The 12,669-nt window shown below is 42.8% G+C and carries 7 protein-coding genes; 4 read left to right on the forward strand and 3 right to left on the reverse strand.

Features of this window, described 5'->3' with window-relative positions; all coding sequences use genetic code 11:
* Positions 1-119: 119 nt before the first annotated feature.
* Positions 120-932, reverse strand: a complete 813-nt coding sequence (locus BJP37_RS02820) for a Uma2 family endonuclease (protein WP_075896311.1) — start codon at positions 930-932, stop codon at positions 120-122.
* Positions 933-2,308: 1,376 nt separating this feature from the next.
* Here BJP37_RS02820 and BJP37_RS02825 point away from each other — a divergent pair.
* Both BJP37_RS02825 and BJP37_RS02830 read left to right on the forward strand, forming a co-directional pair.
* Positions 2,309-3,811 (forward strand): high affinity choline transporter 1, encoded by a 1,503-nt coding sequence (locus tag BJP37_RS02825; protein ID WP_075896313.1) that lies wholly within the window; start codon positions 2,309-2,311, stop codon positions 3,809-3,811.
* An 847-nt stretch (positions 3,812-4,658) separates the two neighbouring features.
* The gene (locus BJP37_RS02830) at positions 4,659-5,450 is read left to right on the forward strand and encodes an ABC transporter ATP-binding protein (RefSeq protein WP_075896315.1); all 792 of its coding nucleotides are present in this window, start codon (positions 4,659-4,661) and stop codon (positions 5,448-5,450) included.
* Between the two features lie 321 nt (positions 5,451-5,771).
* Here the strand turns inward: BJP37_RS02830 and BJP37_RS02835 are convergent, their stop codons facing one another.
* The gene (locus BJP37_RS02835) at positions 5,772-6,974 is read right to left on the reverse strand and encodes an aminotransferase class V-fold PLP-dependent enzyme (protein ID WP_075905701.1); all 1,203 of its coding nucleotides are present in this window, start codon (positions 6,972-6,974) and stop codon (positions 5,772-5,774) included.
* Positions 6,975-7,476: 502 nt separating this feature from the next.
* Here BJP37_RS02835 and BJP37_RS02840 point away from each other — a divergent pair.
* Positions 7,477-7,839, forward strand: a complete 363-nt coding sequence (locus BJP37_RS02840; RefSeq protein WP_070391006.1) for a response regulator transcription factor — start codon at positions 7,477-7,479, stop codon at positions 7,837-7,839.
* A 1,099-nt stretch (positions 7,840-8,938) separates the two neighbouring features.
* On the forward strand, positions 8,939-11,899 hold the full coding sequence (locus tag BJP37_RS02845; protein WP_075896317.1) for a methyl-accepting chemotaxis protein: 2,961 nt from the start codon (positions 8,939-8,941) through the stop codon (positions 11,897-11,899).
* 66 nt (positions 11,900-11,965) lie between these two features.
* Here BJP37_RS02845 and trxA read toward each other — a convergent pair whose 3' ends face one another.
* Complete coding sequence (gene trxA, locus BJP37_RS02850; protein WP_075896319.1) at positions 11,966-12,292, reverse strand: thioredoxin; 327 nt, start codon at positions 12,290-12,292, stop codon at positions 11,966-11,968.
* Between the last annotated feature and the right edge of the window lie 377 nt (positions 12,293-12,669).

Below are 12,669 nucleotides of genomic sequence, written 5' to 3' on the forward strand. Positions count from 1 at the left end.
GGGTGGGTCAGTTGTTGTGGCTATAAAAACTTTCGTCTGCATCTCAAGGACTAGATTATAGAGTAGATTATCAAGGGGATTTTCAAGGGGATTTTGGTATGACTAGTTGCTTGTTCCACCTAACGATTCATAAAATCTTCAGGATTAATCCCCAGCTGTTTTAGTTGAGCTTTCAAAGCATCAAGGTTCTGTTCAGCTTCCGCAGCCCGTTGCTCAGCTTGAATAGCCCGTTGACGTTCTTGAGATGCTTCCAGTTCAGCTTGAATAGCCCGTTGACGTTCTTGAGATGCTTCCAGCTCAGCCTGTTCAGTTCTTTCCTCTGGGGAGGGATACCGTTTCCCGTTAAGGTCATACCAATAAAGCCATTCCCGACTCCAATCCTGATAAGTTCCTAATTCTGTACCAATTCCTAACCCAATTTCTGGCATCCACACTGGATTCCCGCTTTGACGCACATACACCCCATCTACCAAGCGATGAACCTCAAAGGGCTCCCCTTTGCGTGGATAATAACTGTCGCCATCATAAATTACATAATATAAGAATCCTAATTCGGCATAGTCTAATTTTTTCTGGTCGTACTCGCCATTGTAGGTTTGAGAGACATTTTCGATGGCTAGAATTGGCACGGTGTTGTTTTCTTCCCAAAGCACATAACTTAAACGTCCTTGACGACCCTTGGGACGAATTTTCCGCCGGTCTACTCCTAAACTTAAGAAAGCGTCAGGAACTATGGCGCTCTGGTTAGGGTGGTAATAGTAGCCCATATCAATTCCAAAAAACCAGTCATAGCGCTGTTGCCAGATTAAGGATAAGATCCCTTTGAGCAAGTGGGGAATTAAATCTTGCAGTTCGTTATCCACAGGGGTGTTATCAGAAGAGGGTAACTCCTCGGAAGTAGGAAGATATTGTAATGGGTCATACTTTAGCATGGTGATTCCCCTTAGTTAGACCTGGCTGATTGCATTTTACCCAAACTATAATTCCCCACACCAGACCTATGAACTTATAGGGTGAGGGTGCAAGTGAGGGCACAAGGGAAGCGTTACAAAAATAACCCAAAAATTCCTAGAAATTCTGATATTTCCACTCTATATAATGATTGATTGGATTCCTTACCACTCAAGGTGGGACGCAGAAGTATTTAACTTTAGATCAGGGAACTTCGGATGAACTAGTTTTAGATGAATTTGGGATCTTTAACTACAGTTTTTAGCATCTTTATCACTCAAGGTGGGATGCAGAAGTGTTGAACTTTGGATCAGGGAACTTCCGAGCAAATAGTTTTAGATGAATTTGGGATCTTTAACTACATTTTTTAGTATCTTTATCCTAATTCTTGCTCTGTTCACAACAAGGATAGACAGACATCAGCTAAAAAAGACTTGGACAATTTTCTGTCCAGAAAAAACGGTTACTTGAAAGCAGTGCCGGATTAATCTGTAAACCACTAATTGGAGGTGCAGCATTCATTCCCACCTCAGGGTAAGCGCAAGAAAAAATGGCTCATAATGTGCATTGGTTGGATATCGGTTGATCGTGGTTTGAAACCCCTATAATCTCGTCGAACTGTACTCGCAATAGAGTTAATTTGTTGATAATAAGCTAAGTTTTTTCTCAATAAGCCACAGCTTATTGATTGTTGCGCTTACCCTGCTTAATCCTTCAAATCTTCCTGGCATTTATCTGTTCAAGTTTTTCTGATTACTTGATTTTCACTCTATCAAGTTTTCGGACAATAGTGGGATAGGTTCTATAGCAATCCTATAGCAATTCTACGACTTGTGAGGTACAAATATCTGGGTTTTAGGGAGCAGGGACTGAGGCCGTGGGCCACGCGGGGCGCGTTCGGAGCAGGGAGCAGGTAAGACAGAAGAGGCAAGAGCCAATAGTCAAACAATTATGTGTACCTCATGAGTCCTAGAAACGCTATAAATCATTTGTAAAATCAGCAAAATCTGGAATCGTTGCTGGGCAAGGGTTATAGCGAACGCTTTGGCCAATATATTTCACGAATCATTTAGAGTTGCTATATACAATTTTCTATGCGTTTACCGTGGTATATTTCTTTGTATCGCTCGGTTTATTGACCCCTCAGGGTAAACGCATCTTGTCAATAAAGTGGGGGTAGTTCTCAATAAACCAGGTTTTATTGTGCTTATTGACAATTGGTTGGTTTTCCACATATAGTGTTTGTTTAATTTTATAAACACTATATATAGGATTTAAAAAATTAGATGCGTTTACCCTGATTGACCCCTACCTACTCACTACATGTTATACGGTCAAACATTGACCGGGAGTAATTATGGAACAAAAACTTCTTTTCTGGGGAATTTTAGTATTTTTGTTTGCCACCCTGGGAATTGGAATGTGGGCAGCAAAACAAGTAAAAGGAGATAGTGAAAACTATTTGGTTGCTGGAAGAGGGCTAGTCTTACCCCTAGCGGCAGCAACTTTGATGGCGCAGTCGGTAGACTCTAACGCCACTTTGGGCAATACAGATTTGGTAGGGAAATTTGGTTTCTGGGCTGGTGCATCTTTACCCATTGGGTTAGCACTGTGTTTATTTTTAACCGCACTATTTTTTGCCAAACCAATGAACCGCATGGGTTTAATTACCCTGCCAGATTTCTATCGAGTTAAATATAACCGCCAAACTGAAGTAGTAGCATCATTCCTGATGGTGTTGAGTTTTTCCTTTCTGCTAGCTGGTAACTTGGTAGCAGGAGGATATATGTTTGAAGCCTTTTTAGGCACCAGTTATACGGCTGGGATAATGCTGCTAGCGATTGTCGTCTTTATCTATACTGCTAGCGGTGGGTTGTTTGCCGTTGCCTATACCGATGCCATTCAAGTAGGAATTGCTTTTGTCGGTTCTTTAGGTTTACTTTTGTTCATTGCTGGCAACTTTGGCTTAAATATTGCTGCTGATACTGGTCCTTTGGCTTTGGCACAACTAACCGATCCTGCTGCTGGCGCGGCAATTAATTGGGCGACTCTGTTAGCGTTGGGATTGGGGGATATTGTGGCGATCGATTTTATGGCAAGAATCTTTGCCGCTGACAGTCCCGAAACTGCCCAAAGGGCTTGTCTAATAGGTTGTGTGGGAACTTTAATTATCGGCATTCCGTTTTCGTTGATTGCTCTGTCTGCACCTCAAATTCTCGCCTCGGCCGGGATTACCCCCGATGGACCGCTCCTTTATGCTCTCCTCGATGGTATAGTACCTCCCCTGCTGGGATTATTAGTCATCGTCGCCATTCTTTCCGCGTCTCTTTCTACCGCTGATGGTGCAATTTTGGGTACTTCTTCCGTAATTGCTCATAATATTATTGGTATCCGCCATGACGACCACAACGCAGCAGGAGACAGGCTGTTAATGATTACCCGCGTCATGGCTTTTGTAATTACCACTTTAGGAGTGATTTTTGCTTTAAAAGTTCCTCAAACTGGAGTTCTACTACTGCTAGCTTTCGATCTGGGATTTGCAGGGTTGGTAATACCCCTAGCGGGTGGAATTTACTGGTCTAAAGCAACTTGGCAGGGTGCCCTATCCTGTATTATTCTGGGTTCGCTGACGCGGCTGATACTATTTGTATTGATGCCTACTACTTTCGGTATCGATAATACACTGTTATATATTCCTAACAGTATTTTTACTGCTGATTTCGATGGTTTCCCCACTCTGATTAGTCCTTTGGTGGGATTGGTCGCATTTATTCTCGTCTCCAATATAACTGGAGGAAGTAAAATTACTAGACAGAGCGTGCGGTCTGAAGAAAGAGAAGCTCAATTGTATCGCGGTTAAAATTATGGCGATCACTTCTAGTAATGTTATCCCATATATTACGGAATGGGTTTTCCAGCATCAAAATTAAAAAAATATCGGTCAAGGATTTGATGTGTTGTGGGATTTAGTAGCAGTAAGGCAAAGTTGGGAACAAAAATAAATCAGTTGAAACTTGCTTGAAAACTGGTTTCCAATATCTGGATGATCTTAGGTACAGAAGATCACCTAAAGAATATTTTTTTGCTCTTTCGGCTGGGTGAGTCTTCAGGGATTTGCGTTTCCGCACCGCTTTTGATTTGGATAAGAAGCAAGATTACGAATAACCAAGCCGCGCCTCGGAAACGCCGCCGATTCGATACCTAATTGAGCTTATTTAAAAACTGGGTTATCGCGAATCGGCTAAATCCCTGAAGACCATATTCGTTGTATGCTTTTTGAGTAAGGGCATCAAAAAGAGAGAACGCTAAACTTTTGCGAGTGGGCGTTCTCTTGCTGTTTGTCTTACTATGTCTTACTAAAAAGCATCTTTAAAGAGTCTTACTTACAACCAAACATAGTATTACTTTCTCTCTCTCGGCTGGGGGGGTGACAAGAAAGCTAGAAAGTAGACTGTATAAGCTCCATGCATGCTCCACAGAATATGGCTTTACTCAAGCGCGCTTAGCATCAATCTACTCAACCCTTGAAACAAGCTATAAAGGTAGTACTCGTCAAAAAGCTAAACGAGCCAGCATGGATACAAGGTATATGCTTAAGGTTTTAGAAGCCTCCATTCCCTTAAACTCTAGCATATCGAACCTATAAATTTTCTTCCGCTTACCCTGACCCAATACCGAATTACCAATATCAGTAATAATAAAAAACCATGCACTTAGAAATTGCTCACCTTTACAAACAATTTCCCACGAAACAAGGTACTATCGTTGCCCTAAAGGATATTAATATGCATGTTGAGACGGGGGAATTGGTCTGTGCTGTGGGTGCATCTGGTTCGGGTAAGTCTACGCTGTTGCGTCTGATAGCTGGTTTAGATATGCCTACAGCTGGAGAAATTACGGTTGATGGTTTGACGGTGACTGGACCTAGTTCAGAGCGAGGCATGGTTTTCCAACGATATACCCTATACCCTTGGATGAATGTGATCCATAATGTGGAATTTGGCTTAAAGCTGCAAGGTGTCCCAAAGCAACAACGCCGAGAACAGGCTGGTTATTATTTAGATGTGGTTGGGCTGTCTGGATTTGCTAAGTCCTATCCGAAAGAATTATCTGGGGGCATGAAACAACGGGTTGCGATCGCAAGAGCGCTAGCCTGTCATCCTAAAATCCTGCTGATGGATGAACCCTTTGGTGCACTGGATGTACAAACTAAGGAAACCATGCAACAGTTTCTACTCCAGGTTTGGCAGCGGACGGGTTGCACCATATTAATGATTACCCATGATGTAGAAGAGGCAGTGTTTTTGTCTCAAAGGATTTATGTGCTGACAGCACGACCTGGTACAATCCAACGGGAATTGCGGATTGAGTTACAGGGTGAGCGCACTTACAAAATTAAGCGTCATCCCGAATTCCATCACTACACTGAGGAAATTATGGATTTGCTCCGGGATAGGCCAGAGGAAGTAAGTAGGAGTGTAATATCAAGTCCGGTTTAATACCCATAATAAAAGTATGGAGCCTCGGCGCGGATTGAGTTAGAGGGTGGGAGGTGTGGGGAGATGGGGGAGATTTTTATTAAGGCTAATTATCCTGAGATGATATTAAGGGTTGACAGTTAACCGTCAACCCTTAACCGTCAATCGTCAACGAAAAAAAACATCAACTCATACAAAACAAACCTAACTGCAAATGCGATCGCAAACACTAGCCCTTCATTATAGAAAGTATGAAATGTGTGTGAATCGTAGGCCATGACTATCTAATGGGGTGCATCTTTACTTAAACTTTGACTTAAGCTTTGATTTAAGCTTTTCTGATTAATTTTCAGAACTAAACCCATCAATGGCCTCAATCAACCTATCAATTTCATCCGGCTGGGTGAAGTAGTGAACACAGGCACGGACACAGTCTGGGTCCCGGAGAGTTCGTAGCAAAAAGCCTTGCTGCTCCAGAAACTCTACTAAGGTGTTGTGGCGCTTGCCATTAGTCAACACAAAGGACACCAGACCAGCTTTGGGAGGTGAAGTAGCCAAACACCTGACTGCTTCCAACTTGGATAAGCCTTGCCATAGGTATTCACTCAATTGACAAATTTGCTGATAACGTTCCTCAGCAGTTCCCCATTGCTGATGAATTGCGATCGCACTACGTAATCCTCCATACAGGGGATAAGCCGAGGTAGCCACTTCAAATCTTTTTCCATCTGGTTCCCAATCCACAGGTTTCCCAGCTTTATCCAGAATAATTCCTCGCCAACCAATAAATGTCGGATTGAGGCTGCCCAAGGCATCTGGACTGACATAGAGACCTCCAACTCCTGCTGGGCCACACCACCACTTGTGACCGGTAAAGGCATAGAAATCTGCCTCCAGTTCGGTTAGATTTAAGGGCAAAGAACCTACTGACTGAGCTGCATCCACTAGAACCCTCACCAATTGGCTACTCTGATCGTAGTTGTGACAGACTTGAGTAATATCCTTGAGTGGCAATACTTGACCGGTATTCCACAGTAAATGACTCAATACCACTAATCGCGTCTGAGGTCGTAAGTATTGCTCAATAGTTTTAGTGGGGTCTCCCTGATTTAGAGTTGCCATAATTGGACAAGTAGATACCTCTACCTGATAGCGACGGGAAATTTCCTGGGCAGTAGCGATAATGCCTTGGTGTTCACAATCACTCATCAGGATGTGATCACCCGGTTGCCAATCAATCCCCCACATCGCAATATTGCAGCCAACAGTAACATTTTCTGTTATTGTGATCGTTTCTGCTGATGTCCCCAACTCTGATGCGATCGCACTTCTAGTTTTGTGGGATTCCTCGGTAACCCAGTCATTGACTTTACCCGAGAATGGGCCATAGCGCTGCAGATACTCATAGGCTTGTTGGATAGCATTTAGAGATACCAGAGGCAGAGTCCCTTGGCCCCCAAAATTGAAATAGGCTTTGTGGGCTAATGCCGGAAATTGCTGTCGGTGGATGTCCCGTGGAGTTGATGTAGCAGATATACCAGTCATGAGCATTTTAGTCATTCCCGTGGTATTGTATCTTATCAGCTCCGTGGACAAGCTAAAATTTTTTGGATATATTTAACTAAGACATATGTTTTAATTTAAAGAGCGCGAATTTCGTGCATTTCTATAGCGCTTCTTTAGCTTGTCAAGTGCATATGTATAAATTTTCAGCAATTCCTCAGTTGACGGTAGCTAACACTAATCCGTTAGTCTTGGGGTTATTTTATTATGTATGCACCAGTCAACTAACTCTACTACTGTCTTTGGATTAAGTCCATAGCAGTAAGCTCGAACCGTTCTAATTATCCGTATTAATTATTAAAGTTTTATTAAAGTTTTATTAAAGTTTTAGTTTTTACTAGGTCAATGAAAAGTTTATTGAATTGAACGTTTTTTGTTGAGTTGACCCTATTGGAAAGTCAACATTCAATAGTAAACCAATAGTCAACATTCAACAAGTTCATGATTATATTATAGTGTTAAACACCAACCAATTAATTGAACTATGAGTAAAGTTTTGATTGTGGAAGATAACCTGGCTCAGTTAGAGTTAATGGCTAGATACCTACGGGACAGTGGTAACACAGTTATTTGTATTGCCGATGCTAAAGATGCTTTGGATAAGGCAGTAACGGAAAAACCTGATGTTATAGTTCTAGATATAGTTATGCCAGGAATGAGTGGCTTCGAGTTGTGCCGCAGCCTGAAGAACCATCGGGATACCACTAGCATTCCCATTGTTATTTGTTCTTCTAAAAATCAGGACATCGACCGTCTCTGGGGTATGAAACAAGGCGCTGATGCCTATCTCACCAAACCTTTTTCTAAACAGCAGCTAGTGGACATTGTTAAGTTGGCTGTGGTTTGATTCATCAGTTGAGTCCTAGGAGTAGTAATACTAATTATACCCTAATCTTTTAAAGAGTTTATATATTAAAAAAAATCAAAAAAATAAATCAAAAAAATTAATACCTAAAAATAGATTTACTTCATAGTAAGTTATTTCGGTTATTCTAATAGCTGGCTTGCTATTATTATTGTTTTTTTTATATAGAAATGACAGATAAAACACTCCTGTCATAATAATGCTAGCATTTAAAAAATATGGTTCTTCAGTACCTGCTATGCGCTCATTTCAAGTAAAAAAAATCAGAAAGCTTACTCTACAAGGTAGGTAAATGATGCTATTTAATTAACAATAATTTCTAAATACTGCCTCTTTCCACTGCTCCCTACTCCCTGCTCCCTGCTCCCTTTGCCAAGCGATGCAGCGCGGTCTTGGGGAGGCAGCGCGGTCTTGGGGGTTCCCCCCGGAGACGAAACCTTAGACAGTTGAGCCTTTATGGTTGGTCGGCTATGCAGAAAAGGGGTAAAACTTATTGATTAAGGCTCAACTGTCTTACGGTAACTTCTAACCATGAGCGACTGCCGTGGTTTCCCCCATGAGCGACTGCATCAAGAAAGTGTTAATTTAGCATAACAAGTACGGAAGAGCCAAAAATATTCAAAAAAATAGGTAAAGTACACAAGTTTTGGATTTTAGGGAACAGGGGGAAAATAATTGTCTGTACCTGATTAATGATTAATATAATATCGGCTATATTATATTTTANTCCCCCGGAGACGAAACCTTAGACAGTTGAGCCTTTATGGTTGGTCGGCTATGCAGAAAAGGGGTAAAACTTATTGATTAAGGCTCAACTGTCTTACGGTAACTTCTAACCATGAGCGACTGCCGTGGTTTCCCCCATGAGCGACTGCATCAAGAAAGTGTTAATTTAGCATAACAAGTACGGAAGAGCCAAAAATATTCAAAAAAATAGGTAAAGTACACAAGTTTTGGATTTTAGGGAACAGGGGGAAAATAATTGTCTGTACCTGATTAATGATTAATATAATATCGGCTATATTATATTTTAATATATTAAAAAAAATCTATATTATTCTAGTTGAATAGTTACTCAATAATGACAGGTATACAATTGCGCCCGGTAATCAAGCCAACGACTACCCTCAGAATTTCTTCCTCTCAAAAAAGCAAAAAATCACGCCTACAATGGTTTTATAACTTACCAGTTAGGAGTAAGCAAATTGTTGGTTTGTTTTCCTCCGAAGTAATCTCTGTGGCTGCACTGATGGGTGTAGGAGCAATATTAATTATATTTGGAGGAAGAGCTCAATTACGTGGACAAGCTCAGTCAGAATTGGCTGTTACAGAAATCAACTACAACATTAAAATCAACCAAATGGGGTTTGGTTTCCGTGGTCAATCGGAAAATACTGCTATTATTGAAGCTGCTCTTGCCCATAGTAGAAATAAGTTATTGTCCAAATCACTAGAGGGACAAGTTAAGCAAATTCTCCAGAATGAAGTTAAGGCTCACCAGATTGAATATGCCACTCTGGTGGACAAAGATTTACGAATTATTGTTAATGCTAATGCTGACCGGAAAGGAGAAAGGTTTGATCCCAATAACCTGGTTAGTCAAGTCCTCAAGCAATCTAAGCAAATTACAGCCAATCAAATTGTAAGCTGGCAAGAATTGAAAAAAGAATCACCCCCTTTACCTGAGGGGTTGGCGAACCAAGAAACTGTAAAGCAAGGTGCCCTAATTCGTTACACGGTCACACCAGTAATAGACCCAAAAACTGACGAGGTGATTGGTGCTTTGATTTCTGGGGATATTGTTAATGGCAAGGAACCCATTGTCAAGGAAACCCTGAAAACCTTTAACGGAGGCTACAGTGCTGTTTATTTGCATCAGCCTTCGGGAGAATTTACCTTAGTAACAGCCTTAGACCAAGGTAAAGCTGCCAATTGGGAGCAAGCCCAATCTGATATTCCCTTACCTAATCCATCCCTACTTGAGAAAGTCGTTAATGTTGGTAAAGTAGACGAGTTAGTTACCGACCGTCAGAAGGTAGGAAACCAAACCTACACCATGGCAGCAAAAGCTCTAATGGATTCTCAGGGAGAACCGGTGGCAGTATTAGTGCGGGGGACTAGCGAATCTGACCTGAATGCTTTTCTTACAGGTAGCCTACTGCTACAAGGGTCCGTTGTGTTCTTGGCATTAGCAACAGATGTATTTTTGGCAATTCTGCTGGGGCGGTCAATTGCTGAACCGATTAAAATGCTACAGCAGACTACCCATAAATTTGCCGCAGGCGATCGCGAAACCCGTGCTGAGGTCATAGCTACTGATGAACTTGGTCAACTGGCAGATACCTTCAATAAACTTGCTGACAACATCGTATCTAAGGAAGAAGCTCTCGCTCAACAGGCTTTTCTCCAGCAAGCCATAGCGGAGCGCTCCCAGTTATTGGCTGAGTTTACCAGCCTTCTTTATAAATCTGTGACATCAGAAAATATCCTCAGTACGTCAGTAGATGGAGTTCGCAGCATCTTGCAAACCGACCGGGTGGTGATCTATAGCTTTAATGAAGGATGGGATAGTGGAACAATCATGGCGGAATCCGTAGCACCGGGTTGGATTCAAGCCATGGGGAAAATTATAAATGATCCATTGCGGGAGGGGTCTGTGGATCGCTTCAAAAGTGGGCGAGTCTGGGTTTGCCATAACGTCTATGAAGCTAGCTTAACGGGCTGCCACTGTGAGATTCTCGAACGGCTACAGGTCAAAGCCAACATAGTTGCGCCTATTTTGCATGAGGAGGAACTGATCGGTTTATTATGTGCTCACCAGTGTTCTGAGCCACGGGACTGGCAGCCAGAAGAGGCGGATTTATTAAAGCAATTGGCCATTCAGATTGGCTTTGCCCTCAAGCAAGCTGATCTGTTTGAACAGTTACAACAAGCACGAGTAGACGCGGACTTAGCGCTAAAGAAAGCAGCATCAACCTCTGACCAAATCGAACAAGCACGCCGGGCGGCGGAGTTAAATGCTATTGAGCAACGTCAGCAAAAAGAAGAACTCCAGCACCAAGTATTGGAACTCTTGTATAATGTGGAAAATGCTGCCAAGGGAGACCTCACAGTCCGGGCAGAAGTGGGTGAGGGGGAAATTGGTACAGTGGCAGACTTCTTCAATGCGCTGATTGAAAGTTTGCGGCAAATTGTAATCCAGGTCAAACTTGCCTCGACCCAAGTTAATACTGCTGTTGCTGCTGATCAACAGGCAGTGGGTAAATTCGCCCAGCAAGCAATGGCTCAGTCAGATAAGATTACCCACACACTAAGCTCTATTGAGCAGATGATGTACTCGATTGAAGCCGTCTCAAATAATGCCCGCCAAGCAGCAGAGGTTTCTCACATCGCCTCCAACGCTGCCCTTACTAGTGGGCAAGCTATGGATAGCACGGTTGTGACTATTGTAAATTTGCGAGAGACTGTAGTCAACACAGCAAACAAAGTAAAGCTGCTAGGGGAATCCTCTAAGGAGATTGCTAAAGTAGTCGGGTTGGTACAGGAAATAGCCGTACAGACTAATTTACTGTCAGTCAATGCTGGGATTGAAGCGAGCCGTGCGGGAGAAGAGGGAGAAGGGTTCCGAGTGGTTGCGGAACAAGTGGGTAGACTAGCAACCCAGTCAGCCAATGCCATCAAAGACATTGAACAGGTGATTGACACCATTCAGCAGGAAACCCAAGAGGTGGTCAAAGCCATGGAAGACGGAAAAAAACAAGTGGTTGATGGAACCCAAATGGTTTTCAAGGCTAAACAGAGCCTAGAAGAAATTGTTGCCGTCTCCCATGAGATTGACCAGTTAGTCCAATCTATTTCTAACGCCACAGTTTCCCAAGCCAAAACATCTCGGGACGTTACTGACTTAATACAGGAAATTGCTGCCACCTCCCGACAAACCTCTCATTCTTCTGGCGAAGTCTCTCAATCCCTACGAACAACTGTCGAGGTTGCCCAGAAGTTGCAGATGTCCGTTGGTCAATTTAAGATTGGTGACGAATAGCTGAGGATCTGAGGAGGTTGGAAGCAATCTTTTACATGTCCCCTTTTGCCTACAAGCCTTTTGCCATTAGAGGTGCTTTTCTAGAGTATTAGCCAAGGTAGTTTTGGGGACTGCACCCACCACCATATCTACTCGTTGGCCTCCCTTGAAAATCATCAAGGTTGGTATACTGCGGATACCATAATCACCTGCCACCTTAGGATTTTCGTCGGTGTTCAGCTTAACGACTTTCACCTGACCTTCGTACTGCTGTGCTATCTCATCCACAACCGGAGACACCATCCGACAGGGACCGCACCAAGGTGCCCAAAAATCTACCAATACTGGGATGTCGCTCTCAAGTACCTCTGCCTGAAAGCTGGAGTCTGTAACTTGTGGGGCGGCTGTTGACATGCCTGGAAATCCTTGCGAATACTTTTGCTACGTACCTCCGAAATTTTACCATAGTCACAACACCGATTAAATATCTTGGGCAAAAGTTGACACTCCCATAGGGCGGAACAGGTGAGGCGGTTACAAGTTACAGGTTACAGGTTATTAGGTTACAGGTTACAGGTTGAAGGTTACAGCTTGAAGGTTACAGCTTGAAGGTTACAGGTTGAAGGTTACAGGTTGAAGGTTACAGCTTGAAGGTTACAGCTTGAAGGTTACAGGTTACAGGTTATCGTCTCAACCTTGGCTTTTCGGCCACGCAATCGCGTTCAACCGGCGTTGCGTCAGTCTTTGAATGAATAGGAGTAGGTGCGATTCGTTGGGCATAAACCGGATAA

Source organism: Moorena bouillonii PNG, assembly GCF_001942495.1.
GTDB classification, from domain to species: domain Bacteria; phylum Cyanobacteriota; class Cyanobacteriia; order Cyanobacteriales; family Coleofasciculaceae; genus Moorena; species Moorena bouillonii.

Excerpts from the sequence above, each read along its gene's own strand:
- BJP37_RS02825 (WP_075896313.1), top strand. The coding sequence starts at position 2,309 with ATGGAACAAAAACTTCTTTTCTGGGGAATTTTAGTATTTTTGTTTGCC.
- BJP37_RS02840 (WP_070391006.1), top strand. The coding sequence starts at position 7,477 with ATGAGTAAAGTTTTGATTGTGGAAGATAACCTGGCTCAGTTAGAGTTA.
- BJP37_RS02830 (WP_075896315.1), top strand. The coding sequence starts at position 4,659 with ATGCACTTAGAAATTGCTCACCTTTACAAACAATTTCCCACGAAACAA.
- trxA (WP_075896319.1), bottom strand. The coding sequence starts at position 12,292 with ATGTCAACAGCCGCCCCACAAGTTACAGACTCCAGCTTTCAGGCAGAG.
- BJP37_RS02845 (WP_075896317.1), top strand. The coding sequence starts at position 8,939 with ATGACAGGTATACAATTGCGCCCGGTAATCAAGCCAACGACTACCCTC.
- BJP37_RS02820 (WP_075896311.1), bottom strand. The coding sequence starts at position 932 with ATGCTAAAGTATGACCCATTACAATATCTTCCTACTTCCGAGGAGTTA.
- BJP37_RS02835 (WP_075905701.1), bottom strand. The coding sequence starts at position 6,974 with ATGACTGGTATATCTGCTACATCAACTCCACGGGACATCCACCGACAG.